Annotated in this window: 31 protein-coding genes, 1 tRNA gene and 1 riboswitch; of the genes, 17 read left to right on the top strand and 15 right to left on the bottom strand. The window is 58.3% G+C overall.

Annotated features, from left to right (window positions below):
* Nucleotide 1 precedes the first annotated feature (1 nt).
* From K0O24_RS11145 to K0O24_RS11105, 9 genes are all read right to left on the bottom strand, one after another.
* Entirely contained in the window at nucleotides 2-1,216 is a 1,215-nt protein-coding gene (locus K0O24_RS11145; RefSeq protein ID WP_219892826.1) for a CpaE/TadZ family protein, read from the bottom strand.
* A 2-nt stretch (nucleotides 1,217-1,218) separates the two neighbouring features.
* Nucleotides 1,219-1,836, bottom strand: a complete 618-nt coding sequence (locus tag K0O24_RS11140) for a TadE/TadG family type IV pilus assembly protein (RefSeq protein ID WP_246610963.1) — start codon at nucleotides 1,834-1,836, stop codon at nucleotides 1,219-1,221.
* 8 nt (nucleotides 1,837-1,844) lie between these two features.
* Entirely contained in the window at nucleotides 1,845-2,363 is a 519-nt protein-coding gene (locus K0O24_RS11135; protein WP_219892824.1) for a TadE family protein, read from the bottom strand.
* Nucleotides 2,364-2,366: 3 nt separating this feature from the next.
* A complete protein-coding gene (locus tag K0O24_RS11130; RefSeq protein WP_246610962.1) occupies nucleotides 2,367-4,025 on the bottom strand; it encodes a pilus assembly protein TadG-related protein in 1,659 nt (552 codons plus the stop codon).
* Nucleotides 4,026-4,037: 12 nt separating this feature from the next.
* Complete coding sequence (locus K0O24_RS11125) at nucleotides 4,038-4,349, bottom strand: hypothetical protein (RefSeq protein ID WP_219892823.1); 312 nt, start codon at nucleotides 4,347-4,349, stop codon at nucleotides 4,038-4,040.
* Nucleotides 4,339-5,871 (bottom strand): type II and III secretion system protein family protein, encoded by a 1,533-nt coding sequence (locus tag K0O24_RS11120; RefSeq protein ID WP_246610961.1) that lies wholly within the window; start codon nucleotides 5,869-5,871, stop codon nucleotides 4,339-4,341. The genes K0O24_RS11125 and K0O24_RS11120 overlap by 11 nt, the downstream gene beginning before the upstream one ends.
* Nucleotides 5,843-6,751, bottom strand: a complete 909-nt coding sequence (cpaB, locus tag K0O24_RS11115; RefSeq protein ID WP_219892822.1) for a Flp pilus assembly protein CpaB — start codon at nucleotides 6,749-6,751, stop codon at nucleotides 5,843-5,845. Before cpaB ends, K0O24_RS11120 begins: the two co-directional genes overlap by 29 nt.
* An 87-nt stretch (nucleotides 6,752-6,838) precedes the next feature.
* Entirely contained in the window at nucleotides 6,839-7,039 is a 201-nt protein-coding gene (locus K0O24_RS11110) for a Flp family type IVb pilin (RefSeq protein WP_219892821.1), read from the bottom strand.
* Between the two features lie 90 nt (nucleotides 7,040-7,129).
* Nucleotides 7,130-7,330: a Flp family type IVb pilin gene (locus K0O24_RS11105; protein WP_219892820.1), complete on the bottom strand. Its 201-nt coding sequence runs from the start codon at nucleotides 7,328-7,330 to the stop codon at nucleotides 7,130-7,132.
* A 375-nt stretch (nucleotides 7,331-7,705) separates the two neighbouring features.
* Between K0O24_RS11105 and K0O24_RS11100 the strand changes: the two genes are divergently transcribed.
* A complete protein-coding gene (locus tag K0O24_RS11100; protein WP_219892819.1) occupies nucleotides 7,706-9,220 on the top strand; it encodes a hypothetical protein in 1,515 nt (504 codons plus the stop codon).
* An 18-nt stretch (nucleotides 9,221-9,238) separates the two neighbouring features.
* On the opposite strand, the gene K0O24_RS11095 is transcribed toward K0O24_RS11100, so the two are convergent.
* A complete protein-coding gene (locus K0O24_RS11095) occupies nucleotides 9,239-9,949 on the bottom strand; it encodes a DUF2569 domain-containing protein (protein WP_246610959.1) in 711 nt (236 codons plus the stop codon).
* Nucleotides 9,950-10,859: 910 nt separating this feature from the next.
* Here K0O24_RS11095 and K0O24_RS11090 point away from each other — a divergent pair.
* Nucleotides 10,860-11,480 carry a TetR/AcrR family transcriptional regulator gene (locus tag K0O24_RS11090; protein ID WP_246610958.1) on the top strand — a complete coding sequence of 207 codons (621 nt, stop codon included), beginning with the start codon at nucleotides 10,860-10,862 and terminating at the stop codon, nucleotides 11,478-11,480.
* 12 nt (nucleotides 11,481-11,492) lie between these two features.
* Here K0O24_RS11090 and K0O24_RS11085 read toward each other — a convergent pair whose 3' ends face one another.
* Both K0O24_RS11085 and K0O24_RS11080 read right to left on the bottom strand, forming a co-directional pair.
* Nucleotides 11,493-11,678, bottom strand: a complete 186-nt coding sequence (locus K0O24_RS11085; protein WP_219892817.1) for a hypothetical protein — start codon at nucleotides 11,676-11,678, stop codon at nucleotides 11,493-11,495.
* Between the two features lie 47 nt (nucleotides 11,679-11,725).
* Nucleotides 11,726-12,058: a PilZ domain-containing protein gene (locus K0O24_RS11080; RefSeq protein WP_219892816.1), complete on the bottom strand. Its 333-nt coding sequence runs from the start codon at nucleotides 12,056-12,058 to the stop codon at nucleotides 11,726-11,728.
* A 218-nt stretch (nucleotides 12,059-12,276) separates the two neighbouring features.
* On the opposite strand from K0O24_RS11080, the gene K0O24_RS11075 reads away from it, so the two are divergent.
* From K0O24_RS11075 to K0O24_RS11065, 3 genes are all read left to right on the top strand, one after another.
* Nucleotides 12,277-12,352: transfer RNA gene (locus tag K0O24_RS11075), tRNA-Thr, on the top strand.
* Nucleotides 12,353-12,406: 54 nt separating this feature from the next.
* Nucleotides 12,407-13,126, top strand: a complete 720-nt coding sequence (locus tag K0O24_RS11070; RefSeq protein ID WP_219895593.1) for a sterol desaturase family protein — start codon at nucleotides 12,407-12,409, stop codon at nucleotides 13,124-13,126.
* Nucleotides 13,074-13,484 (top strand): DUF2141 domain-containing protein, encoded by a 411-nt coding sequence (locus K0O24_RS11065; protein WP_246610957.1) that lies wholly within the window; start codon nucleotides 13,074-13,076, stop codon nucleotides 13,482-13,484. Before K0O24_RS11070 ends, K0O24_RS11065 begins: the two co-directional genes overlap by 53 nt.
* 46 nt (nucleotides 13,485-13,530) lie before the next feature.
* Here K0O24_RS11065 and K0O24_RS11060 read toward each other — a convergent pair whose 3' ends face one another.
* Together K0O24_RS11060 and K0O24_RS11055 are read right to left on the bottom strand one after the other, a co-directional pair.
* A complete protein-coding gene (locus K0O24_RS11060; RefSeq protein WP_219892814.1) occupies nucleotides 13,531-14,079 on the bottom strand; it encodes a carboxymuconolactone decarboxylase family protein in 549 nt (182 codons plus the stop codon).
* A 108-nt stretch (nucleotides 14,080-14,187) separates the two neighbouring features.
* Nucleotides 14,188-15,081 (bottom strand): LysR family transcriptional regulator, encoded by an 894-nt coding sequence (locus K0O24_RS11055; protein ID WP_219892813.1) that lies wholly within the window; start codon nucleotides 15,079-15,081, stop codon nucleotides 14,188-14,190.
* A 151-nt stretch (nucleotides 15,082-15,232) separates the two neighbouring features.
* Between K0O24_RS11055 and K0O24_RS11050 the strand changes: the two genes are divergently transcribed.
* From K0O24_RS11050 to K0O24_RS11000, 11 genes are all read left to right on the top strand, one after another.
* Nucleotides 15,233-15,877, top strand: coding sequence for a pyridoxamine 5'-phosphate oxidase family protein (locus tag K0O24_RS11050; protein WP_219892812.1), 645 nt, complete (start codon nucleotides 15,233-15,235; stop codon nucleotides 15,875-15,877).
* The gene (locus K0O24_RS11045) at nucleotides 15,874-16,284 is read left to right on the top strand and encodes a VOC family protein (protein ID WP_219892811.1); all 411 of its coding nucleotides are present in this window, start codon (nucleotides 15,874-15,876) and stop codon (nucleotides 16,282-16,284) included. Before K0O24_RS11050 ends, K0O24_RS11045 begins: the two co-directional genes overlap by 4 nt.
* Before the next feature lie 12 nt (nucleotides 16,285-16,296).
* Nucleotides 16,297-16,767, top strand: a complete 471-nt coding sequence (locus K0O24_RS11040) for a nuclear transport factor 2 family protein (protein WP_219892810.1) — start codon at nucleotides 16,297-16,299, stop codon at nucleotides 16,765-16,767.
* 70 nt (nucleotides 16,768-16,837) lie between these two features.
* Nucleotides 16,838-17,668, top strand: a complete 831-nt coding sequence (locus K0O24_RS11035) for a MipA/OmpV family protein (protein ID WP_219892809.1) — start codon at nucleotides 16,838-16,840, stop codon at nucleotides 17,666-17,668.
* 131 nt (nucleotides 17,669-17,799) lie between these two features.
* Nucleotides 17,800-18,303 carry a styrene oxide isomerase gene (locus K0O24_RS11030; protein ID WP_219892808.1) on the top strand — a complete coding sequence of 168 codons (504 nt, stop codon included), beginning with the start codon at nucleotides 17,800-17,802 and terminating at the stop codon, nucleotides 18,301-18,303.
* Entirely contained in the window at nucleotides 18,300-19,160 is an 861-nt protein-coding gene (locus K0O24_RS11025; RefSeq protein WP_219892807.1) for a metal-dependent hydrolase, read from the top strand. The genes K0O24_RS11030 and K0O24_RS11025 overlap by 4 nt, the downstream gene beginning before the upstream one ends.
* A gap of 32 nt (nucleotides 19,161-19,192) precedes the next feature.
* A riboswitch (TPP riboswitch) is annotated at nucleotides 19,193-19,298 on the top strand.
* Nucleotides 19,299-19,334: 36 nt separating this feature from the next.
* Nucleotides 19,335-21,206, top strand: a complete 1,872-nt coding sequence (gene thiC / locus K0O24_RS11020) for a phosphomethylpyrimidine synthase ThiC (protein WP_219892806.1) — start codon at nucleotides 19,335-19,337, stop codon at nucleotides 21,204-21,206.
* An 18-nt stretch (nucleotides 21,207-21,224) separates the two neighbouring features.
* Entirely contained in the window at nucleotides 21,225-21,656 is a 432-nt protein-coding gene (locus K0O24_RS11015) for a PaaI family thioesterase (RefSeq protein WP_219892805.1), read from the top strand.
* Nucleotides 21,657-21,825: 169 nt separating this feature from the next.
* A complete protein-coding gene (locus tag K0O24_RS11010) occupies nucleotides 21,826-22,608 on the top strand; it encodes a PEPxxWA-CTERM sorting domain-containing protein (protein WP_246610956.1) in 783 nt (260 codons plus the stop codon).
* A 187-nt stretch (nucleotides 22,609-22,795) separates the two neighbouring features.
* Complete coding sequence (locus K0O24_RS11005; protein WP_219892804.1) at nucleotides 22,796-23,038, top strand: hypothetical protein; 243 nt, start codon at nucleotides 22,796-22,798, stop codon at nucleotides 23,036-23,038.
* Nucleotides 23,039-23,059: 21 nt separating this feature from the next.
* Entirely contained in the window at nucleotides 23,060-23,407 is a 348-nt protein-coding gene (locus K0O24_RS11000) for a DUF1801 domain-containing protein (protein ID WP_246610955.1), read from the top strand.
* Here the strand turns inward: K0O24_RS11000 and K0O24_RS10995 are convergent.
* Complete coding sequence (locus K0O24_RS10995) at nucleotides 23,385-23,834, bottom strand: hypothetical protein (protein WP_219892802.1); 450 nt, start codon at nucleotides 23,832-23,834, stop codon at nucleotides 23,385-23,387. The genes K0O24_RS11000 and K0O24_RS10995 overlap by 23 nt on opposite strands.
* A 198-nt stretch (nucleotides 23,835-24,032) precedes the next feature.
* On the opposite strand from K0O24_RS10995, the gene K0O24_RS10990 reads away from it, so the two are divergent.
* Nucleotides 24,033-26,207, top strand: a complete 2,175-nt coding sequence (locus tag K0O24_RS10990) for a penicillin acylase family protein (protein WP_219892801.1) — start codon at nucleotides 24,033-24,035, stop codon at nucleotides 26,205-26,207.
* Nucleotides 26,208-26,239: the final 32 nt, after the last annotated feature.

Raw genomic sequence — 26,239 nt, 5'->3', positions numbered from 1 at the left:
GCTACTCCAGCCGGTTCATGATTTCGTCGCAGGCCTCAAGGATCGACGACAGATTCTTTGCGACTTTGCTGTTGGACTTGATCTCGCCAATCACCACACCTTGATCCAGAGCTGTACTGACGAGCGGAAAGTCATTCGCCACGCTGTATTGCACGGGATGCCCCAGCGCGCGTTCTGCATCAGCAAGATCGATGGTCCGAAACAGCTTTTTCTGAACGCGATTTGCGACAATCATGATCGGAACCGATTGCAATCCCTGGTCGGCAAGCAGGGTCAGTTGGCGGCGGGCTTGTCTCAGGCTTGCAACCGTCATTTCTACGACAAGGATAATGGCATCCGAGCGGCCGACAAGCGACATGGACCAATTGGTCCAGCTTCCCGGCAGATCAAGGAACACTGTTCCGAATTCCCGCGTTGCCAGATCCACGAGCTGGAACATCTGATCAGTGCTGGCAGATTCGAGCGGCATGATATCAACCGGAGCCGCAATCACATTGAGCCCGCCCGGTGTTTGCGCGGCTGCAGCACGAAGCATGGCTCGGTCGACACGCGTACCGGCCACGATCAGGTCCGCAATGGTCAGCTTTGGCGAAAGCCCGAGGTAGGATGCCGCATCGCCGAACTGGAGATCCAGGTCGATGAGACATGTCTCAAGACCAGCAGCCGCATCGCGTGCGACTTGCAGGCTGGCTGCCTGCGTGGCGATTGTTGTGGCACCAACGCCGCCAACGCTGCGCACGATCGAGATAACCTTCCCTAACCCGGCCCCCTTGCCAACCGACTTTTCAAGGTCGTCCCGGATCTGCTGGAGACATGCCGTCAGTTCATCACGGTTCAGCGGCAGCGAGAGAACGTCACTTATGCCAGCGCGGAGAAGCGTGCGGACGATCGGCAGTGACGCATCGCGGACAGCGGCAACAATCTTGAGGCGGGGATAGTCATGTTGCAGTGAGAGAATACGTTTCAGTGACGCATCGTCGTCCGCGCGCACTTCGACGACCAGGACGCTTGCGAGATCAATATCTTCGCCGGGAATGGGGGCGTCGGCCGCCAACATGTGCATGATGAGCCCGAAATCGGCAACCTCACCGCCGAGCACACCTGCTGCTGCGGTTTCCGCTTCGGACAGCACGAGAATGACGCTGCCGTCTTCCCTGTGAACTTTCCAGTCTTTCCCGGAAATGTCGGATTCTCCCATCTTACTCACAAAGTTCACCTCTAATTCGATTCACTGCCGGCCGCGTCTTCAAGCGTCAAAGACGCCCGAAAGTCGGGTAGTGGTATGCTCGCAGCACCCCTAAACAATTGTAACACCAAGGGCTTAAACGTTACGTTCCGGAGGCTAACCGTGACCAGAGGCGCTGCATCAGCTCCGTTCGGATCACCTGCGAAGCCGAGATCGGTAGGGCTGTACGTGATGACGACATTATCTCCCGTCAGACTCGGCAACATATAGGCCATGCGCAACGTGATGTTGGTAAATGCCTGGGGAGAGACCGGCGTTGTCGCCCAGGCGGCAGTTCCTGTCCATTGACAGACCGGATCAGCAGCACCGGTTCTTGTGCAGGTCATTGTTCCATAGTTTGCAGGAATGGGATCGCCTTGGGTCAAGGTGCCACCCCAATTCAAAAAGCTGAAACTCGTCAAACTGCTGGCGACAGGGGCAGTAACCACCGCATAGCGCACGCCAGCCTGCGTCGCCTTTTCCGCCTGGTTGACCGTCCATATCAGTCTGCAAGCGTCAACAATGCCAAGGAGAAAAAGCAGGAGCACGGGCAGGACAAGTGTGAACTCTGCCGCAGATCCGCCGGTCCGGGATTTCAGGATGCTTTTCAAGATCCCGATCATATGCCCATCACCGGAATTTGCGATGAAGCTGACAAGACTAGAGATGGAGAATTGGAAAGGCCGACTTGGCTGAAAAGCGCCTTGTAAGGCACGGTTGCCGTCACTGTCACCACGGGGACACCACCGGTCAAGCCGGTATAAATCCCCTTGTCAGTGCCAGTTAGTTCCGTAGTGCCGCAAGCCATTTCTACCGTAATCGTGCTGAGATTGGACCATCCGGCAAGCCTTTGGACGCCGCCTGACAAGGCGCCTGTCATTGTAACATTCTTGATATTGGTGACGGTGCCCCCAGGGATAGACCCGCTGGGGCAAGGATAGTTGGTAAATGACAGGCGCGAAGCGTAACGCGCACCATCCCGCACAGCCGTAACGACGACATGCTGACTGTAAAAATAGTAACCGGTTTCGCTCACGGCAAACATCATGACGAGCAGAAACGGCGTAACCAGCGCCATTTCAGCAGCAGCGACCCCCGAACGGGCAGAACGCAGGTCATGAAGGATGCGCCAAAACATCTGCTATTCTATCAGATACGGCTTGTCGCGGCGGATGACTTGCCCGGCGGTCTGGCCCGCAGCACCCGATGCTGTTTCGCCAATCACCTCGACGTAGACATCTCCCGCATTTGTGCCAGAACGAGCATGGGTGCCCGACGACGCGGCTCCGCGATTAAGCGATGGCTCTACAAGGAAAACGTCAACCCATTTGGCAACCGGAACGTTAGTCGACGCGCCATTGACACTATTTGCCGTGCAGTTGACCACTGCAACAGAGATCCTTCGACGATCGACAGTTGTCGCTCCCGGCACCGTGCCGGTTCCATAGCTGGGCGTCTGGATATTGCTGCAGACCGGCGCATCATGGTCACGCAGGCTACCAACTGAACGCGTCGACAAGATTACAACGCCGCCAATTGTACTGCCGCGATTGGCAATTTCCCAACTATAGACCTGATACCGTGTCGCCGACGCCGGTGCTGCAATCGGACTTGATCCGGTTTGGACATTCGCCTGCCATTGACTCGTATTCCAACCGTAATTCGTGCGAAAATACGTGTCCCGATCCCAAGCTCCCGTGCCGATTGGTCCCGAGCAATAGTTCGCCGCGCCGCTGTCTGCGGCATGGCACATGTCGCGCGGGTGGCCCATTACATCAGGCGTCAGCGTAGAAGGCGTCAGGGCATTGGTAGAATTGGGCAGATAGAGCTTGTTGTCGGGAGAGGCCTCTTGCCAGCCCGAATTATGTATCCGGCACGCGTTGTTGCCGTTTGCATTGTTCGGGCGCAAAAGATCCTTCACCGAATTGATGGAGGCCGGACAATTGCCGCCACTTGGGCAAGATTGATTGCTGTCATAGATATCGAAACGCGTATTCAGGGCATCGGTCACGCTAACCGTCGCTCCGGGTTTGGTGTCGACACCCGTTTGGGGAAGGCAATCCCCGGGCGCGGCTGTCCAGCCCAGCGCCTCGCGCAAACCTGGTGCACCGTTACTTCCACCACCCGTATTCAGATAACCAAAATTGCCAGGCGCCCAGCTACCGCCATTGCCAACTGAAACAAGCTTCAGGCCCTTACCAATCAAACCGGCAGCATCGAACGAAGTATTGCCCCCGGTCTCCTGCGGATTGCAGATCATCACCGGCGGCACCTTGCATATCGCGGATCCCAGACCAGCAACCGCAGTCCCTCCCATGGTCGAATTGAAGAGCGCCATGATCGGCGTCAGCGCATAGACCGCCTTGCGCGTATTGACTGTTACACTGACGAACTTCGCAGCGAGAGGATCAGTCGTGACGGTGTTGCTGGAGTTGTTAGTATAGGCGCTGTAAAACTTGATCTTGTCCCCGCCGGTCCCGCAGCCACTATTGGCCGTCTGATTCGGGATTGTGACGTCATATCCGCCACCGTCGTTTCCGAACTTCGTCTTGTTTTCCAGCAGGTCGCGCGCAGCGATGACCGCACGACTGCAAGCGCCGGATTGACCGTTGAGCTGGCTGGCAGCAGCCAATGCTGCCTGGTCCGCGGCCTGCTGGAGTTCGGTATCAAGCGCGGCCATGCGGGCATAATCGACCGCAAGTCCGCCAACAGCAATCAGGCCGAAGAGAGAGAGGGCAACAGTTGACGCGACTGCGCCGCTTTCATTCCTTGCACCTTGTCCGATCACCGACCGTAACACCGTTCATCTCCTTTAGCGTGGTCCAGAGCCCGTGCCGCTGCTTGAGCCTGAACTCCCTCCCGAGCCGGCGCCACTTCCCGCAGTCGTCGTAAGGGTCACCGGTTCTTTGACAGATCCTTTCAGGTAGCGAGCGGTTGCAGCCGCGGCATGCGTTCCATCGCCGCCTTCGATCTTGTCTCCGTCATAATCAGGATCGGGATCGATTGTCTGAACAGCGACATTGTGTTTCAGCGCACCGCCCATCGTCGTGTCATTCGGCGTGCAACCGCTGATAGCCAAGGCTGCGCCTGAAAGGGCGAATACCGCTAGGAACTTAGAATTCATGGCCGGTCTCCCCTTCAAGCCCGGTGGCAGCCTTGGCCGGTGCTGCCTTGCCCCGCTTTGCTTCAGGCGGTGGTGCATCTGGATTGGTCAGATCTGTACCCACGGCTTGATCAGTCCGCCCTCTCAGGAACAGGTCAAGTTCGTGCGGGTTTTGTACCCGGTCCGTTGGCAACCGCACATCTTCGGGCCTCATTGGCTTGACCAGTCTTGGCGTTACGATGATCACGAGTTCAGTTTCATCCTTCTGGAACCCCGTCGAGCGGAACAGGGATCCGATGATCGGAATGGAACCCAGGATGGGAAATTGTCGAACCGTGTCGCTGAAATCCTTGCGCAGCAGACCGGCAATGGCAAAAGACTGGCCGTCACGCAGCTCAAGCGTTGTCTTCGCCCGGCGGGTCTGCAGGCCCGGAATGACCAAGCCGTTTACCGAGATCGAGGCGGATGGATCAATCGAGCTGACTTCGGGCGCGACAATCAGGTTGATGATGCCATCATCAAGCACGGTTGGTGTGAAACCAAGACTGACACCGAATGGCTTGAACTCGATTGTGATCGCGTTGCCACCATTGTTGTTCCCGCCGCCAGCACCACTGCCACCACCGCCGTTGCCACCCTGCGAAACCGGGATCGGAAACTCGCCGCCTGCGAGGAAGGACGCGGTTTCTCCTGAGAGTGCAATCAACGTCGGCTCCGCCAGTGTCTTGACGACACCCTTGCGTTCCAAAGCATCCAGTGCTGACGTGATGTTCAGACTGCCAATACTGTAATTGCCCGCAGCGATCCCGAACGCATTCAGAATGCCGCTCAGATCGACGATTGGACGGCCATTCTTGTCTGAAAGGAGTGCCGTCGATGGGGCCGTATTGCCAATGCCGCCGACAACCCGTCCGCTGTCAGAACTGAAAGCGTGATTGAACCCGAGCTGCTTGCCAACCGAACGCGCGACTTCGGAAAAGCGAACTTCAAGCATGACCTGCTGCGAAGCGCCGACGGACAGCATGTTCACAACCTTGTCGGGGGCATAGGTCGCGGCAATCTGGCGGGCGCGCTCGACTGCGGGCCCGCTCGACACGGTCCCGGAGAGAACCACGGAGTCGTTCGAGACGGTCGCCCCGATCTTCTCGTTCGGCAGAAGGTCGGCCAGTTGGCGCCGCAGCGAAACCACATCCGGCCCAACTGCGATATCGACAACCGACACCAGGTTGTTGTTTCTGTCATACATTGTCAGGCTCGTCGTGCCGATCTTCTTGCCGAGCACATAAAGCGAGCTGTTCGTCATCGGCAGAATGTCTGCAATGTCCGCATTGCCGACCAGTGCTTTCACAAACGGGCGACTGGCACGGATCACCTGACTCTTGTTGACTGGCACATCTAGCTGCCCGGCATGAAGCGCTTCGGCATTGCCAACCGCCGAAATGCCTTGCGCCTGCGCAGCGGTCACGGGAACCGCAATGAGAGCGAGCAGCGAAAGAGTGCCCCGCAGCACTGGCTTAAAACCCTGCATGACGGCGTACCTCATAGCTTGTGTTGGTAGTTCCGCGGACAATCTGCACAGTGACCTGGTTGCGCTTTTTGCGAGCGACTGCTGCATTGCCAAAGGCAGTCCAACCGCGCGGTGACGATGGCAGGTATGACGGACCCGGCGCGCGATAACCGCCACCATATGCGCCATCTCGCAAATCTTCCAATCCGACGGTCTGAACGACCGGGTTGACCTCATCAGCTATGTTGCGAAGTGCAAGGCTGAGTGTCCCCACCTGCTGGCCAAGCGCGAGCTTTTGCGCATCAACTTGTGAGACTTCGAATGTTGCGGTCTTAGAAATGACCGGCTGTTCCGCATTCTGGTTCGCGTTCTGGTCAATCGCGATCACACGGACATTCTGGAGAAGAACATCCGTAATCTGCTGCGGTGTGCCGTCCTGCGCGGAAGGCACAGAACGCGTGATCAATATGTCGACTGTATCCCCCGGAAGCACGAAGCCAGACACTCCGGCTACATCATTGACGCGAACCGATGCCGCTCGCATGTCTGCGCGCAAAACAGCTGAAATCGCCGCACGTCCCCCCTCCCCTGACACGTTTGTGGCCAGGATGGGTTCATTGACGGAAATCGGCCGCAGCGCAACGCGGCGCTTGTTCATCGGAAGAAGTGTGCTGATCGAAGAAAAGGTGCCTTGAGGCACCGCGGCGGACGGGAAGTCCACCATCTGGACCTTATCGGGCGTAATCTCGGTACCGAAATCCATTGGCACACGGGCGACAGCGACTTTGACATTGCCCTGCTGGACAACTTCCTGCTTCTTTTCGACACCGCCGAGATACACGTTTGCCAAATAAACGGCCACCAGACCAAGCAAGATTGCTAGTCCGAGTACGATCAAAGATCGCTGTTGTGGCATGCCGCTACCCCCGTTTTGACATTGTTAGACGTATTCAAAATGCGAATGCTGGCCAGGCCAAAGCCCGGCCAGCATATCACTGCGCAATTATGGGCAGTTCGCGTTGTAAGCTGTCGAGTTCGTCGACGCGATGCAGGTTGAGGCCTTGTTCATGCGAGTGGAAATCGCATTACCCAGACCGATCGCCGCAAGCGCAATCGCGCTGCCAACAATTGCCAAGATCAGCGCATATTCGGCGGCTGAAGCGCCGCTTTCGTCAGTCCAAAGATTCCTGATAAGATTTGTCATGGTAAATTACCCCTAATTTAGCATCTTGCTCCAAACGGCGCGATCAAGTGACTGGCTGCGCAAGACAAGCAGCCAGTCACCTGGACCTGCTTACGGGCAGTTCGCGTTGTATGAAGTTGAGTTGGTTGACGCGATGCAAGTGGATGCTGCGTTCATACGGGTCGAAATTGCGTTGCCCAAGCCGATAGCCGCCAGCGCAATAGCGCTGCCGACGATTGCAAGGATCAGCGCATATTCAGCGGCCGAAGCGCCGCTTTCATCCGTCCACAGACTTGAAAGAATTTTTGTCATAACAATACCCCTTGTTTCTCGCTGCCAGCTCCTCCGGCAGACTGAAGCACCAAGCTAAAATGGAGGGGCCTTCGGTTCTTGGCGACCGCGGCGGCAATATGCTTTTGCCTACCCTGCCAAAGACGAACCACTTCGCTCACGCTGAGGGAACCTCTTCCGCCAAAGCGAGTCAAATGACATTTATTTAATCGTTTCTTTACAATGATTTAGTTTTCAGCGTGTTAACCAGTTAACTATAAATACTGACAAATTGACAATTTTCCCAAGCGAATCAGTGACTTATAACTTTAGTTATAGACGGCATTCGCGACGATCCTGGGAGGTTTGACAATCATTGCCATTCTGCCGAAATGCGATCGCGCGGGGGGGCAAAGAATGGGGCGTGATTCAGGCAAGACGCAGCGAGATGCGGCCAGCATCGATTTGGCGATGCGCGACCTGCTGCACTTGTTCATCGTTTTACTCCTTGTCTTTGCCTATTTTTCGATTTTGACGTCTGCTTTGGGTGATGGTGACACCAGCTGGCACCTTGCGGCTGGTAAATGGATCGTCGAACACGGCACGGTCCCGACGGTCGACCCGTTTTCATACACTTTTCGGGGCAAACTCTGGACTGCGCACGAATGGTTATCCGAAGTCCTGATGTTTGCGGCCTATAGCGCTGGAGGGTGGGCAGGGCTGCTTCTGATGTTCGGCCTTGTCACCGGTGCGACCTTCGTCACTCTTGCGGTCTATGTTCGCCGCTGGCTGGCGTTTCCGATGGCCCTCGTACCCATTGCGTTTTGCTTTGGCGGCACGGTCAGTTACATGTTGGCCAGGCCTCACCTCTTTGGCTGGCTCTTGCTTGCGCTGTGGATAACCTCTCTGCTTCGCGCTCGTGAAGCGGGACGGACACCCCCCGTCTGGACCATTTTATTGATGGTTTGCTGGGCAAATATGCATGGCAGTTTTGTTCTTGGCCTTGCCCTTATAGGACCTTTCGCACTTGAAGCATTGATCGAGGCAGACAAGCCAAAGCGCGGGATCACATTTGTACGGTGGGCAGGGTTTGGCCTGGTGGCCCTTTTGGCAGCACTCATTACGCCACAAGGCATCGAAGGCCTCACTTTCCCGATCTACGTTTCGACCATGGCCGCGCTCAAAGACATCGATGAATGGAAGCCGACGTCATTTGCGACGTTTGGCCAGTTCGAACTCATCCTCATCAGCACGATTTTTATTTGTCTCCACAAGGGCATAAAAATGCCGATCATCAGGTTGCTGCTGATGCTCGCGCTGCTGCATATGGCATTTGCGCATGTCCGGCATCAGGCCGTTTTCCTGATCATATCCTGTTTGCTCTTTGCGCGCCCAGCCGCCGAAGCGCTTGGAGTGTCCAAGCGAAACGGTGAGAGAGAACTGCGCCTTTCTGTACTCCGTCTGCGAGAAATTGGGCCTGTCATCGCGGTCATGACGGCATTGGTTGGAGGCGTCGCCTTGGCAAGCATTACGTTTGGCAACCAGCGGCCAGACAACTACCGTCTTCCCCAGAATGCGATCAACCATGTCCCCATCAGACTTCGCAATCTGCCCGTTTTCAACGAATACAGCTTCGGTGGCCCTCTCATCTTCAACGGTATCCCCGTGTTCATTGACGGCAGGGCAGATGTTTATGGAGATGAGTTTTTTGCGGACTATGTGAAAATTGCAAAAGGCGACTTCGGGAAATGGGAAGCCATCAAGGAAAAATGGCACATAGAATGGGTGATAATGCCCCCGGACAATTTACTGGTTAGCTATCTTGATCGGCAGCCGGATTGGGTCCGAACTTACACTGATAAATGGGCGGTGATCCATGTCCGAAAATTGGATGGAGCCGCGTCGGCATCCAAAAAGACCAAATTGAATTGAGACCGGACCATGCCGTTTTTACGCGGGCACACGTTGCCGATATGTCAGGTTTACTCGCTCTGATACCAGCAGATATGGTAGCCATAAGGCAACACTGATCAGGACTTTCTTGAGGTTGCCTTCCAGCAAATTGTGCAATTGACCCGCAACATTCGCTGGCAGGTCGGTTGAAGCAACCACAGTTTGCGCGATGAACAACTGAGAAAGGACATCGAGCACCCAGACCAAAAGCAGGAAGCGAGGAAACCAGGGAACATGGCGCAATGCCATGACAAAGGCGACGGCATAAAGGCTGGACATGACGATGACGTCGGCCAGCATCGCCGCAAAAAGCGTTCGGAACCAGACAGGGGCTTCACCGCCAAGAGCTGGCATTGCAATCATGAATTCCACTGAGCGCACGGGGATGTTGAGAAGTATGCCGATCAGGAGCGACGCCATGATACCCGTCGCCCCAAACATGGGCATACGGCGCGAACTCAGGCAATCAACTGGTTGCCAATTCCCGAACCGCGCGAGCCTGATTTCCGGCTGCGCATACAACCTGTTCGCGGGAAACCATGACATTGCAAGTATCATTGCGCCCACAGGAGCTGCCACAATCATCAAGTATGGAAGTGCTTGAACAAACTGCCCTATCCCGGGAGCAACAGGCGTCACGGGTGCCGCCGCACGAAGCCCAGCCAAAAAGCTGGCAGCCACGACCCAGATGAACATGATTTTTGACATGCCAACGTTCAGTTGACGCACCAAAGCAACGCTGCGCGCATGCAATTTTGACTGAATAGATCCGATCATGCCCGCATGCCCTTACCGTTGATACCTAACCAATCGTCGAAGTGTTGCGAGAAAATGGTTAATGATTGCTGAAGTGGTGCGACGCACGCCCCTGATCAAGCCTCCGACATAAGGCGGAGACCGGCGCAAATACATTTTACGGCGCCTTTTGCTGAATTCTACATAAAGAAATGCATAGAACTTTTGACATATTGTTGTCCAAATTAGAACAGGTTAGCGCGGATTTGCTCAGCAAAGAGTGCCGATTTGGTAATAGGTGATTCCTTCGGGTTGCAGCCGAAAAGGGTACTTACTGAATCGGGGATGATCACGGCCTCTGCATTTCCTTACCCCGGATGCGGAGGCCGTACATCGATCCGGCCGACCTTTCACTAAGGCTCAGTCAGTCTGATGCGTACTCGTCTCCAATAGGCAGAGTTATTCCCAGGCGTCTTGGGTCTTAACTTGCTGCTGTCGCCAATCCGAAAGCTGACTAGGGAGTGCTGTCACTCCTATTGCAACTTGTCTCCGATTGGTGGAGCTCTCCCCTCCCCAGCGTCACCTCATGCCATCAGGTTCTGTCACTTGGTCAGGGCGGTCGAGCGGCAAATCTTGTAATTTTGACGGACGGCGAGATGGCGCTGCGATTAAAATGATTGTGGACTTTGGCATGGACCGAGGCAAATTTCTGCGGTCTCTTCATTCACCTGAATCGCTTCATCGCTCGCTCTCGCCGTCCGAGCAAGAGATGGCTTTGAATCAGTAGGTCGCTGGTTCGAATTCAACAGGGCTCACCAAGCCAAGATACGGAATTGTTTGTTACCCCTTGCCATAACGATGCTGACAGGCAAGGAAGCAAGGCATGACTGCCATTCTTGCTCCAGATATTGCAATTGATGAGAGCCGCGAGGCCGATGGCCGGCGCGAGCGCAGCCGCTCGAGCCGGGCGCGGATCGTATCCGCAATGCTTGAACTGGTCGGTAATGGCGATGTCTCCCCAAGCGCCGCGCGCGTCGCGGAGGTGGCCGGTGTCGGTCTCCGGTCGGTATTCCGGCATTTCGACGATATGGATGCCCTTTATCGCGAAATGTGCGATGCCATCGAAGCGAAGGTGATCCCGATCATCATGGAAGTCCCCAGGGGGGACACCTGGAAAGAGCGGATGCTCTATACAGCCGACAAGCGGGCGCGCGTTTTCGAGGCGATCCTGCCCTACCGGATTTCCGCCAACCTGAAGCGCTTCCAGTCAGAATTCCTGATGCAGGATTACAAGAGGATGTTGCGCCTCGAATCCGAAAGCCTTGATGCGCAGCTTCCGCCTTCGGTTCGCGACGATAAACTGGGTGCCCGTGCCATAAATGTTATCCTCAGCTTCCAGACTTGGCGTCTGCTCCGCCACGATCAGGAACTGCCCGTGACCGATGCTTGCGCGGTTGTGCGTCGCTTGCTCGAGGATGCGATGGCGAAGCTTCCGGAGCGATAGACTCCAGGCCTCTCAAAAAACCCACGCGATGAGGCCGCCCATCGCCACAAGCAGGACCAGCAATGCGATGCGGATCTTGCGCGCAGTTGCGAGCGGACTCGGCTCGGCCGTTAACGGCACAATACGGACGCCGCAGGACGGACAGCGGGTGGCAGTGTCCTCAATCGGTTCCACACAACGCCAACACGCTCTTGCCATCACAGCCCCCTTCGGCTGAAATCCCTAGAGTCTGCGCTGGGGCCCGGTCAACTTTTCTGATTGACGATTCTGGAGAAAACCGCAGGTCTCAACGCAACTTCGAACTGGCATCCGATCATCAGATCCAGTTCCCATGCGACGGTAGCGGCAAGCTCATCAATCCCGGGCACTTTCAGCCAGACCTTTTCGCCGGGAAGGAGCTTTTCCGGCCAGTCAGTTCGAAAACCTCGTGATGAAACGTCATGCAGTTTGATCGATCCGATCATTCCATTCCCCTGCCGCAGCGTCGGCCCGTCAAGATTGACGCGTGCTCGTTCTTCCTGTCGTTTCTGGGGAATTTCGCCAAGGCTGGTCGTCATGTCATCGTCTTTCAGTGGCATAGCGGCCCAATCCTCTACGCTTTACAGGGGCCGATTGTGGAAAATTGTTGCAATCTTGTCCAGTCGGTTGCGCTGATCCCTACAAGCCAATTCTTATCAAGGCATTACGCAATGGGCCTTGGCCTGTAGGGTGGGACTCGGCACCGCCAATTCAGGGAGCAATGCTGTCCAGACCCCCTTGTGCTCGTCCGGTCGCACTGGTAAGCGCCCGCCCTCTGGCCGCCTTAGCTCAGTTGGTAGAGCATCGCATTCGTAATGCGGGGGTCACAGGTTCGAGTCCTGTAGGCGGCACCAGCAGATCAGTCACCAAAGGCGACACTTGTGGCAATCCTTCTTTCCGCCGTTGCCATGACCCTGATCGTGGGTGTCCGTTATCTCATCGTGAGCGGGACGTTTGCCTGGGCAACGCGCCTGCGGCATCCGGGCCTCTACGCACGTCTCACGCCGCAGATCCGGAGTGAAATCGCTTGGTCCCTGGCCAGTGCCGCGATTTATGGCATCCCGGCGGGCGTCGTCGCCTGGGGGTGGGATTCGCGCGGCTGGACCCTGATTTACCGTGACCTTGGCGCTTACCCCCTTTGGTATTTCCCGGTCTCCATTCTCCTCTATCTCGCCGCCCATGACAGCTGGTTCTACTGGACGCACAGGCTGATGCATCGGCCCTGGTTTTTCAGTCGCGCACATGCTGTCCATCATGCAAGCCGGCCACCCACTGCCTGGGCCGCGATGAGCTTTCATCCCTGGGAGGCCCTGACCGGCGCAATTGTCATCCCGGCCCTCGTCTTCGTTATTCCCATTCATGTTGCAGCACTTGCGGTTGTGCTTTCGGTGATGACGCTTATGGGTGTCACCAATCACATGGGTTGGGAACTGTTTCCGCGCATCATTGTCAGGGGCGTTTTGGGAAACTGGTTGATCACGGCAACGCATCACCAGCGGCACCACGACGAATATCGGGGAAATTATGGCCTATATTTCAGGGTGTGGGACAAGATTTGCGGCACGGATCGCGGCCTTGGGACTTTTGCTGACGGCGACAGTCGCAGCGGCGGAACCATCAAGACTTGATCTCAAGATCGTCGGCCTGCGGAGCCTGAAGGGCAATATCCTCATCTGCCTTACAGCGAATGGACGCGCCTTTCCCAATTGTGCGAAGGACGCCGAGGCCCACAAGATGACCGTCCCGGCTGCAAAGGCAGCATCAGTGTATTTTTCCGACCTTGCACCAGGCACTTATGCCGTTGCTCTTATTCATGACGAAAACGCGAACGGGAAGTTGGACACTGCCCTCATGATTCCGCGCGAAGGGTTCGGCTTTTCAAACAATCCAGCCATTGGCTTTGGCCCGCCTAAATTTGCCGCAGCCCGCTTTACGGTGGGAAGTGGCGAGACGACACAATCAATCAAAATGAAATACATGTTCTGACCCGGCCGCCGCCGATTGCGAACGACCGGGTCAGTCTTTGACAAGGTCAGGCTGCCAGGCGGTCGACCACAGGGAAGTCAATGGTCGTGCCCAGTGCTTCGTTGATATAGTTGGTCAACGTATTGAGCGCGACATGCGCCACGATTTCAACAATCTCGGCATCGCCATAGCCTGCCGCACGAACAGCGTCGACATCGGCCGCTGAAATCGCGCCGCGTTCCGCCGCAACCTTGGCCGCGAAGCGCACGGCAGCATCTGCCTTTGCATCGCTGGATTTACCACGACGGTTGGCAGCAATTTCGGCTGCGTCAAGCTTGGCGAAATTGCTCCCGAGGTAAGTATGGGCCGCGAGACAGTAATTGCAGCCATTGAGTTCGGCGACGGCAAGGGCAATCCGCTCGCGCGTTGCGCTGGCGAGCTTGCCCTTTGCAAGCGCACCGCTGAGGCCGAGATAGCCTTCGAGCGCCGCCGGACTGTTGGCAATAAGGCGAAACATGTTCGGTACGCTGCCGAGTTGCTTGTTGACCGCCTCGAGCAGCGGGCGGGTCGCTTCAGGGGCATCGGCAATCGTGGCGGGGGTCGGGATACGAGACATTTGAACATTCCTTTCATGTGGCGGAAAAGTCCGTCCCGTCCCAATTAATCGCTTAGTTCGGAGTAGATAATTCCAAGAAAATGGAAGTTATTATTCCACTTGGAGCAATTATATCTGCCAAGCCTGGTCGCGCCCACGTGCGCGCATGGCATCGACAAAGGCTCGCGTCGCCGGCGCAGAGGCCCTGCTGGATTCAAACAGCAAATGTATTGGCAGTGGCTCCGGAACGTCCGGTCGCAGCACTTCGATCAAGCGGCCCGCGCGCAGGCCATCAGCCACCTGGTAGCTGAGCAGATTGGCGACCCCTCCGCCTGCTTCTGCTGCGTCGACTGCAGCATCCACAGTGTTGACCAGAAGGCGCGGACGGACAGCGACTGGGTCCCGCCGTCCGCCAAAACGCCATTCGGTCGCTGCGCGTGGCCCGGTTGTCCCTATGAGCTGGTGGTTGGACAAGTGCGCGACCGACTCCGGAACGCCTCTTCGGGCGAGATAGGCCGGGCTTGCCACGAGCATCTGCCGCACTGCGCCGATCCGCACGGCCTTCAGCGCTGAATCAGCCAGTGCCCCGATCCGCACTGCCACATCGATCCCCTCTTCTATGATGCGCACATTGCGATCGATCAGCATCATCTGGATGTTGAGCTCGGCATGCCGGTCCAGCAGTTCCGTCACGACCGGAAGCACATGGAGCCTTCCGAATGCGACAGGCGCCGTCACATAGAACTGGCCACGCGGTTCGGAGCGCGCGCCAGACACTTGCCGCTCTGCTTCGTCGAGCTCACCGATGATGCGCCGGGCCTTGTTGAGAAAGCCGCTGCCTTCATCGGTCAAGGTCACAGCCCGTGTTGATCGATGGAACAGCACGACGCCAAGCCGGGCCTCAAGTTCAGCAATACCACGCGTAACGGCTGGCGGAGAGACCCGCAATTCGCGCGCGGCAGCAGCAAAGCCGCCGCGTTCCGCCACAGCCACGAACATCTCAAGCGTTTGAAGACGATCCACTCATTATTCCATATTCTGAAATAGATATCTTCACAAATGCATGATTATCACACTTCTTGCAACAGGCTAATCCTCTTCTGGCGCGATCGGATCGGCAGGTTGCCCCCTGAGACCGGCCCCATTCCGGTCGCGCACAAGGAGGATTGCCATCATGGCCCAGAATTATGTGCTCACGCTCTTTACCGAAACGGCCCGCGCGCTGCAGGAAGCGGACGGCTCTCGTACTTCTTATGCAAGGATGGAAGCGGGCGCGTCGGGAGAACCAGACCAGCTGACGGACCGGGAAGCCGAATTCATTGCTGCCCGCGACAGCTTCTATCTGGCTAGCGTGACAAGCGAAGGCTGGCCCTATGTCCAGCACCGCGGCGGACCTGCGGGGTTTCTGAAACTGCTGCCTGGCAACAGGTTGGCTTTTGCCGATTATCGCGGCAACCGGCAGCACGTCAGCACGGCAAATCTCACGACCGAGCCGCGGGTTTCACTGTTCCTGATGGACTATCCGAACCGCCGCCGCCTGAAGATTCTTGGCAGGGCGCGCATTGTGCAGGCCAATGAAGACCCTGCCCTTGTCGCGTCACTGATGCCTGACAGTTATCAGGCGATCCCCGAACGGGCCTATGTGATCGACGTTGTCGGTTACGACTGGAACTGCCCGCAACACATTACGCCGCGCTTTACGGAAGTTGAAATCTCGCAGGCAATCCGCCCACTCACAACCGAAATCACCCAACTGCGCGCAGAAATCGAACGGCTGCGCGCGCAGGCTCAAACCCTTGAAAATGGAGACCGGAAATGACCGAACCCCTGACGCGTGGCGCGCACCATATCGGCTTGTCCGTGCCCAACCTCGACAGTGCCGCAGCCTTCTTCTGCGACGCCCTTGGCTTCAAGGTTGTCGGCGAACGACCCGACTATCCGGCTCGCTTTGTCTCGGATGGACAGATCCTTCTGACCCTCTGGCAAGTCGCCAACCCAGAAAAGGCCGCGCATTTCGATCGGCGCAACGCTATCGGGCTGCATCATTTGGCGCTTGGCGTGGAAAACGATGCCGCACTGGACCGGGCGCATGCCCGGGTTTCTGCTCACCCTGGCGTCACGATCGAATTTCCGCCAGAACCGATCCGCGCAGGGGCGACCACCCGTCATTTCATCTGCACGATGCCAGGTGGCATTCGGATTGAATTTGCAACGCCTTTTGCCTGATCGGAGCCGGACATGACCGAAACAAGACCACCCTGCCCACCGTTTACAGCGGAAACCGCCGCCCAAAAGGTTCGCGCCGCGGAAGATGGCTGGAACAGCCGCGATCCGGCGAGGGTCGCCCTTGCCTACACGCCGGATTCCGTCTGGCGGAATCGTGCCGAATTCCTGACCGGCCGCGCCGACATAGAGAACTTCCTGAAGCAAAAGTGGCAACGGGAACTGGATTATCGGCTGATCAAGGAGCTTTGGGCTCATGATGGAAACCGCATTGCCGTTCGCTTCGCCTATGAATGGCATGACGGCAGCGGCCAATGGTATCGTAGCTACGGGAATGAGAATTGGGAATTCGAGGCCAACGGCCTGATGCGTCGGCGAATCGCGAGCATCAATGATCTTGCCATTCGCGAAGAGGATCGCAAGTTTCATTGGCCCCTCGGTCGCAGGCCGGATGATCATCCCTGCCTGTCCGATCTAGGTCTCTGACGATTGCGCTTTTGCGAAAGTCTGCGTTAAGACTCGCCGCACTATCACACCCCCGGAAAGGTGGCTTGATGTGCGGTTCCTTGGACTGACATTGGTTGGCGCACTTTGCGCTTCGCCGGCCTTGGCCGATGACCGGCCGAGACCGCGCGACTATGTCACTGTGGCAGTCGGTGCAGGGACCATCCCAAGCTACACGGGTTCGGACGAGAACATCTTCATTCCTGCACTTCTCGTTCGCGGGCGCATTAACGGTTTTGCCTTTGTAACGCGAGGCGTGAACCTTTCAGTTGATTTGATGCGCGGCCACGCCGGGGACGATCTGGATATCAAGCTTGGTCCCCTTCTCAACTTGCGCAACGAACGCAGTTCCCGGATCAAGGATCCGCAAGTCGCCGCCCTTGGGACCCTGCCCCGCACGCTTGAGGGTGGTCTTTATGCAGGCATTTCCAAGACGGGTGTCCTGACGAGCGAGCATGACCAGATCGGCGTTCGCGTCTCCTATCTGCATGACATGCTCGGCAAACATGGCAGCCATGTGATGACGACGTCTTTCGAATATGGCACGCCGCTTTCACGCACGACATTTGTGGGGGCGCAAGCCACAGTTACATTTGTAGGCAAGGGCTTCGGCCGCACATATTTTGATATTGATCCCGCAGGCAGCACCGCCAGCGGACTGGCCGCCTACAGCGCGGCGGGCAGCAAGTCCGGTGCTTCAAAAATGGCTTTCACCCTTGCCGGGGCAAAGTCGCTATCTGGCGATTTGCGCAAGGGATGGGCCATCGTCATTGCCGGACAATATGGTCGTGTGATGGGCCGTTATGCCCGATCTCCCATTGTGGCGGATGCTGGTGACGCCAATCAATGGCTGGGCGGCCTCGGCCTTGCGTACACATTCTGACAACCGTCACACACATGCGCTGACCACCACATCCGCAATTTGACATTGCAGGACAGCAACTGCACCTTGCGCACGAAATTCGGCAGCGGCTTGCATGGCCCGGCCAGAATTTTGGGGGAGAGGCACACGCCATGTTGAGCGACAGACGCCGCGCATTGCTGATACTCAACGGAGTAGGCCTGCTACTTACAGCCCTGTTCATCGGCTGGTTCTACATATTTTTCCTGTTGGGCGCGATTGACCTCTGGCCATTCGTCCGTGACGTCCCGGTCCATATCGCAAGCGACCGCCGGGCATGGAACATGGCGCATCTTGAAGCCATCACGAACGGCACCTTGCTGATCGCGATCGGCGCTGCCGGCAATTATATCCGGCTGGGCAATCGGGCGCAGTCCTGGCTGTTCTGGTCATCGCTTGCCTTTGCCTGGCTGTTCACATTGCCGGCTTTCGCGAACGCGGCCTTCGGGACGCGCGGTCTGGAATTCGGTGGCGGACCGTTCCCCGGCGATGTCACGATAAACAACATCATCTTCTTGTTCGGCTGGCCGCCGATGATCGGTGTCCATATTGCCTTCCCCCTGCTGTTTTGGGGCGTGTGGCAACATGTCCGGCACATGCGGGGCGGAGGACAATGAGCGGCACCGCTATTTTGGTTCGCCGTATCCCCTTTGCCTTCGACGAGAAGATCGATCCGGCCTGGCATCCACTTCGCCGCGAATGGAGCCATATGGTCAACGGCGCGTCGCTTGCGATGCCCTATCTCGAGCCCTTCCTGATCCGCACGGTGACCGAGGCGTTGAAGCTTGTCAGCAAGCTAGACCTCAAGGCCGATGTCCAGGCCTTCATCGGGCAGGAAGGCGTGCATTTCCAGAACCACCGCCGCTACAACGAGATCTTGAAGCAAAGCTATCCCGAACTGGCTGATGTCGAAGGAGAGCTCGAGGCGGACTATCGCCGTTTCCAGCAGCGCAGCCTGCGCTGGCGCCTCGCCTATACCGCCGGTTTCGAGACAATGACGATGGGGATCACCGAATGGCTGATCCATCAGCGATCGATCCTGTTCGGCAATGCAGACCGGTCCGTCTCCTCGCTGGTCCTTTGGCATATGGTCGAGGAAACGGAACACAAGAACGTCGCCTTCGATCTGTACCAGAACCTGTGTGGGGATTATTGGCCGCGCGTCTGGGGAACCTTGTTCGGCGCCTGGCATGTCGCCATGGCCTCCCGCAAAGGGTACAAGCGCATGCTCGAACGCGATGGCCTCTGGCGCAATTGGCGCAGCCGCTTGCGCCTTTATGCCATGATCGGAAGGTTCGCATGGCATGCCTCGCCTGCCATCTTGCGCTCACTCCTGCCGGGCTATCATCCGGCGGGTATAACCGATCCCGACTGGGTGGCGCGCTGGGCAGATGCTTATGCCGGCCTGCCGCCAGGCGATATCCCTCTGCTCGACACGTCCGATCCGGAAATACCGGCTCGCTTCGCCGCTTGAACTGGACCCGACCGAAGAATCCTTCTAGCATTAGGCCATCCCCGGGGAGTCATGTGACTGAGAGGGGCTGGTAACGCAGCCCGACCCGCCGAACCTGATCCCGTTTGCACGGGCGGAGGGAGGGAGTGGCTATGATCGCCACGCTCTTGCTCCGGCAATTGAAGGAGCATGATTATGGCCGACCTGCACGCCCCCACAGAACTGAAAGTCACGACCGGGGCTATCCGGGGGAGCCGGAAGATTCATGTCCCGGCGGCAGCAGATCCCAATGTGAAAGTCGCAATGCGCGAAATCACGCTTGAGCCTTCAAGCGGAGAGCCGCCGGTCCGTGTCTATGACACGTCTGGCCCCTACACGGACGCTGCCGCCACGATCAACATCATGGCTGGCTTGCCGCAGTTCCGCCGGGACTGGATCATGGGCCGCGGCGATGTCGAAAGCTATGATGCACGTCCTATCCAGCCCGAGGATAATGGACAGCTTGGCCCCGACCGGAGTGGCGGCGTTGCGCGCTTCCCCAAGGTCGTTGATCGGCCGCTTCGCGCCAAGGCCGGAGCAAACGTCTCCCAAATGCATTATGCCCGCAAGGGGATCATCACGCCGGAAATGATCTATGTTGCGGAACGCGAAAATCTCGGTCGCGCGCGGCTGGCAGAATATGTCCGCGACGGAGAAAGCTTTGGCGCGTCCATTCCCGACTATGTCACGCCCGAATTCGTCCGTGACGAGGTCGCTCGCGGCCGCGCGATCATCCCGTCCAACATCAACCACCCGGAAAGCGAGCCGATGGCGATCGGCCGCAACTTCCTTGTCAAGATCAATGCCAACATCGGCAACTCGGCGGTTGCCTCCGATGTCGCAACCGAAGTCGACAAGATGGTCTGGTCGATCCGTTGGGGCGCAGACACGGTCATGGACCTCTCCACAGGTCGCAACATCCATGACACGCGTGAATGGATCATCCGCAACAGCCCTGTCCCGATTGGCACGGTGCCGATCTACCAGGCGCTGGAAAAGGTCGGCGGCGTTGCCGAGGACCTGACCTGGGAGATTTTCCGCGACACGCTGATCGAGCAGGCCGAGCAGGGCGTCGACTATTTCACGATCCATGCAGGCGTCCGCCTGCCTTATGTGCCCCTTGCAGCAAAGCGCGTGACCGGCATCGTCTCGCGCGGTGGCAGCATCATGGCGAAATGGTGCCTCGCGCATCACAAGGAGAGCTTCCTCTACGAGCATTTCGATGACATCACCGAAATCATGAAGGCCTATGACATCGCCTATTCACTGGGCGATGGCCTGCGCCCCGGCAGCATTGCGGACGCCAATGACGAAGCGCAGTTTGCCGAACTCTACACGCTTGGCGAACTGACCCACCGCGCGTGGCAGCAGGACGTCCAGGTGATGATCGAAGGCCCCGGCCATGTGCCGATGCACAAGATCAAGGAGAATATGGAGAAGCAGCTGGAAGTGTGCGGCGAAGCGCCCTTCTACACGCTCGGGCCGCTGACGACAGATATTGCTCCAGGCTATGACCATATCACCAGCGGCATCGGTGCCGCGATGATCGGTTGGTACGGCACAGCGATGCTCTGTTACGTCACACCCAAGGAGCATCTGGGCCTGCCCGACCGGGACGATGTGAAGGTCGGCGTTGTCACCTACAAGCTTGCCGCTCATGCAGCAGATCTCGCCAAGGGCCACCCCGCCGCAAAGGTGCGCGACGATGCGCTTTCCCGGGCACGCTTCGAATTTCGCTGGCGCGACCAGTTCAACCTCAGCCTCGATCCAGACACAGCGGAGCAGTATCACGACCAGACACTCCCCGCGGAAGGCGCCAAGACTGCGCATTTCTGCAGCATGTGCGGCCCGAAATTCTGCTCGATGAAGATCAGTCAGGAAGTGCGCGAATTCGCGCGGCTGCAGAACCAGCCAGCCGGAGATTTCGTTGCAGCAGAGGCCGATGCGGGGATGGCCCAGATGAGCAAGGTCTATGACGAGACTGGCCGCGAGCTGTACATGGGCGCGGGCGACCGCGAGCATGACTGATCAGGCAGGGAGTTCCCGATGACGCAACCGACCTACCGCGTGGAATTCGTGGAGCGCACCGGCCTCAAGCGGCTTGAGGAAGGGCGCGGCCATGCAAAGCTGCTCATGCCGCTCAAGGGCAATGAGAACCATGTCGATGTGCTCTATATGGGTGCCTATACCGTGCTGGCGGAGGCGGTGGCGGCCATCCCCGGCATTTCGATTCTCGATACAAAGCGCTTCTACCCGATCATCAAGGACATCTACGTCTCGTTCAAAAAGACGGCGGCGAGCGACGTGACGGCCGAATTCAGCCTCAGCGAAGCCGAACTCGAAACCCTTCTGGCTGATCTGGAGCGCAAGGGTTCGGCTACCTATGTCGCCGAATTCCCGATGCACGATGCGGACGGAACCGAGGTCGCGACCGGGCGCGTGACCGTGAAACTGCTCTCGCACGGGTGGAAGGGCTAACACCTCCCCCTTCCTGAAAAGACTGTCGTCACAACAACTTGTAGGCGAGTCCTGAATTGGGACGGATGGAATGGCGGGGTTGTGCTGGGCCAGATCTGTCTTCAACCTCACATCAATGGGGTAAAATCGAAAATTCGATTCGCTTTAGAGTCGAGAATGAGGGGGCACTATGAATTTGACGACAAGTCTTAAAGCAGCCGTGGTATCGGCGTTCATGTTGGGCGCGGCCAGCGCTGCAAACGCAGCAGTCGTGGTTGACCAGTCCAACATTGCAGTCGCGCCGAATGGCGGTTCGATCATCTACCAGATCTTCGGATCGCCCATCAACACCAGCCCCCCGGGCACAGCTCTCAACTTGATCGAGGCCCAAGGCATCCAGTTCGTGACTGCCGGAATTTCCGGCGTTCTGGCTGCAATTGACCTCCAGATGAGCCGTTTCAATCCGCTGAACACCGGCGGCGCCTTTGAAGTTGTGATCGCCAACAACGTGACATTTGACAATGCAGGCATTGTCCAGTCCGGCAACATCCTGGGCACGGCATTCGCCAATGTGTCTTCGCTTGCTGCGGGACAGGGCGGGATCGTCAATTTTGATCTGAGCGGTCAGAACATCTCGTTCAACGCTGGGGAGCAGTTTGTCATTGCACTTCGCAATCCGAGCGGAATCCAGGGCGTCTTCGGCTGGGCCGCGGGCACCTCCACGGACGCACCGGGGGTGCCGTTCAATGTCGCAAACTTCACGCCGATCAACTATGCGGGCGGCAATGCATATCGGGGAACAGCGCCGCTCAACTCGCCGAACATGCCGTTCGCGCCGCACGTTGATCTTGGCTTCCGCACCTACGTCAATTCGGTGCCTGAACCCGCAACCTGGGCGATGATGATCGTGGGCTTCGGCCTCGTCGGCGGTTCAATGCGCCGCCGCCACACGCTGACGGTCAAGTTCGCCTGACTTTTAAAAAGCGACCAAGCAAAAATTGGCCCCGCCGGCACGCTGGCGGGGTCTTTTTTTGCGCCAAACACTCCGTCAGGCCCATCTGGACTGTGCAGCCCGGCATCTCTAGGATCGCGCCGGTCGACGATCCGGACGGCAGTGCCCCCCGCCCCAAACGGCACCGGGGCAAAACGGGGGATAGGCCATGCGCCAGATTTCAGCCAGCATAGTCATCGCAGGGGCACTCGTCTCGGCCGCAATCTATTTCAAGCCACCGCCGCCAGCACCCCGCTACGCAATGGACGTGCCCGGCTACCGACTGGATACGCTAACCGGAGAGATCGATGCCTGCCGCCAAGACGGCACAAGGTGCACCCTTGCTGCCCCGCCAGTCGAATCGACCCTTGTGGAACACGTCGTCGGCCATGTGGTCGACCCGGCCAAATAGTCATCCTGAGGGATGCAGACGATGAGTGACTGGCGCAGCGAAACCCTGGCCAAGCTCCGCGCGCTCATAAAGGCCGCTGACCCTGAGGTGACGGAGGACGTCAAATGGCGCAAGCCCTCCAACCCCGCGGGCGTTCCGGTGTGGGAACATGGGGGGCTGATCTGCACTGGGGAAACCTACAAGGACAAGGTCAAGCTGACCTTCGCTCAGGGCGCATCGCTCGATGACCCCGCCGGTCTGTTCAACGCCAGCCTGGACGGCGGCACCCGCCGCGCCATCGACGTGCGCGAAGGCGAAACCGTCGACGCCGAAGCGTTGAAGGCGCTGGTGCGCGAAGCAGTTGCATTCAATCTTGCGAAGAAGGGCTGAGCGCCCGCAACGGCTCCATCGCCTGCACCACATAGCGCGCCCACACGTAACGCCAGGGCACGATGAAGTAGGCGATCACGATGCCAATGCAATCGGTGAACAGGCTCTCGATATCCGGCGTCCACTTCCCCGCCATCCACGCGCGGCCTGCGATCAGCGTCAGCCAGATCGTCTTCCACGCAATCTCATAGAGCATCAGCGGCAACATCTGCAGCGGATAGCGCACGCCGATCAGGCTCAGGAGCGCAAGCGCGGCCAGCATCGATTTGGCGAGGCCGCGCATCACGGGCCAATCCGCGGATTCGAACAGCAATTGGGACCAGACCACGCTGCCCATCACCAAGGCCATCAGCAGGAACAGGAATCGCATGGCATTGATCCGCCACAAGGCAACCGGCGGAAATTTCGCGTCGTCACGGGCATTCATGGCATGTCCTCCCATTGGCTCGCCTTAGTGTATTAGTGTTATATTACACCAAGGCTGTCAAGGTCCGGCCCGTCATGAAGCCACCAATCACCCAATTCATCCCGCCAACGTGAAAATTCGATTGCTCCAAGTCGCGCGCGCCTGCAGACTTGTCCCCAACAAGCGGCCCATTGATGCCGTCCGCCAGGGAATTGCCGGATGAGGACACATTACGTCATTTTTGCAGCGCTTGCGCTCGCCACGCCGGCTTGGGGCAAGACCGACATCCCCGAGCATGCGCGATGGGCGGCGACTGCCCAGCGCATTGAGATCACGCGCGACGATTGGGGCATTGCCCATGTCCACGGCCCGACCGATGCCGATGCCGTCTTCGGCATGATCTATGCCCAGGCCGAGGATGACTTCAACCGGATCGAGACCAATTATCTCGTCGCACTCGGCCGGCTTGCCGAGGCCGACGGCGAAAAGGCGATCTGGCAGGATCTGCGACAGCGCCTCTATATCGATCCGGCAACCCTGCGGCAGCACTATGCCACCAGCCCGGCGTGGCTGCGGGCGTTGATGCAGGGCTGGGCCGATGGCCTGAACTATTATCTGCTGACCCACCCGAATGTCCGCCCGCGCGTCATCCGCCATTTCGAGCCCTGGATGGCCCTCGCCTTTTCCGAAGGATCGATCGGCGGCGACATAGAGCGCATCAGTGTCGGCCAGCTTGCTGCCTTCTATGGGCGCAAGCAGCTTGCCCTGAAGGAGGAGGACCCGCGCGCCTATCAGGAACCCAAGGGATCGAACGGCATCGCCATTGCTCCGTCGCGGACGAAGGACGGGCATGCGCTTCTGCTGATCAATCCGCACACCAGCTTCTTCTTCCGGTCCGAACAGCAGGTGTCGAGCGACGAAGGGCTGAACGTCTATGGCGCGGCGACCTGGGGTCAATTCTTCATCTATCAGGGGTTCAACGCCCACGCTGGCTGGATGCACACGACGAGCGGTGTCGATTCCATCGACGAGTTCAGCGAGACGATTGTCGAACGGGGAGGCAAGCGCTTCTATCGCTATGGGCGCGCGCTGCGCCCGCTGACGGTGAAGCCGATCACCCTGTCCTACCGTTTGCCCGCCGGAGGGTTGGCGACCCGCCGCTTCACGACCTTTGCCACCCACCACGGCCCGATCACGCGCGCGGCCAATGGCAAGTGGATTGCCTTTGCGCTGATGAACACGCCGGTGGCCGCGCTCGAGCAGAGCTTCCTGCGGACCAAGGCCAGCGACCTCCCGGGTTTCCTGAAGGTTGCCGAGCGGCGCGCGAACAGTTCAAACAACACGCTGTTCGCCGATGACAAGGGGGAAATTGCCTTTCTCGTCCCGCAGTTCGTGCCGAAGCGCAATGATCGCTTCGATTACACACGGCCCGTCGACGGCAGCGACCCGGCGACCGATTGGCAGGGGTTGCACGCGATCGACACCTTGCCGAAGGTCACGACGCCGCCCGTCGGCTGGGCGATGAACACAAATGACTGGCCCTGGTCCTCGGCCGGCCCCGACAGCCCCAAGGCAGCCGCCTTCCCCCGTTACCTCGATACTGCCGGAGAAAATCCGCGCGGCCTGCACGCGAACGAACTTCTGACGCCTGCCACCGGCCTGACGATCGAGGGCTTGCGTGCCATCGCCTTCGATCCGCACCTCATTGCCTTCGATCCGCTGATTCCCGGGCTGGTGTCTGCATGGGACGCGCTGCCCGAGGGGGCCGAAAGGGCAAGGCTCGCGCGGCCCGTCGCCCTGCTCAAGGCATGGGATCGCCGCTGGGCGGCCGATTCAGTGGCGACATCGCTCGCCATCTTCTGGGGCGAGGCATTCTGGGGAGATACGATCCCCGATCTCGATCTCGAATCCGCCGGGCTCACTCATTACAAGGCGATGGAAGCTGCATCCCCGGCGCGCAAGCTGAAGGCGCTTTCGATTGCGATCGACCGGCTGACCGCCGACTTCGGATCATGGGAAGTGCCCTGGGGCGATATCAACCGTTTCCAGCGCAACGACGGCGCGATCGTCCAGCAGTTCGATGATGCGAAGCCAAGCACGCCGGTTGCATTTGCCTCCGCACAATGGGGGTCGCTCGCGTCATTCGGCGCCCATGCCTGGCCGGGAACCAAGCGCTATTACGGAACCAGCGGCAACAGCTTCGTGGCCGTCGTCGAATTCGGGGACCGTGTCCGGGCCATTGCCGTCACGGCAGGCGGAGAAAGCGGCGATCCGGCGTCGAAGCATTTCAACGACCAGGCAACGCGCTATGCCACCGGCAACCTGCGACCCGTATATTTCTGGCCCGAAGACTTGGCGGGCCATGTCGAGCGCAAGTATCACCCGGGGCAATGAGACCGCCCACATTTGACGATTGTGAGGAGACC

It is taken from the genome of Aquisediminimonas profunda (assembly GCF_019443285.1).
Lineage (GTDB): Bacteria > Pseudomonadota > Alphaproteobacteria > Sphingomonadales > Sphingomonadaceae > Aquisediminimonas > Aquisediminimonas profunda.
This window is presented reverse-complemented; position numbering and strand designations above follow the sequence as displayed.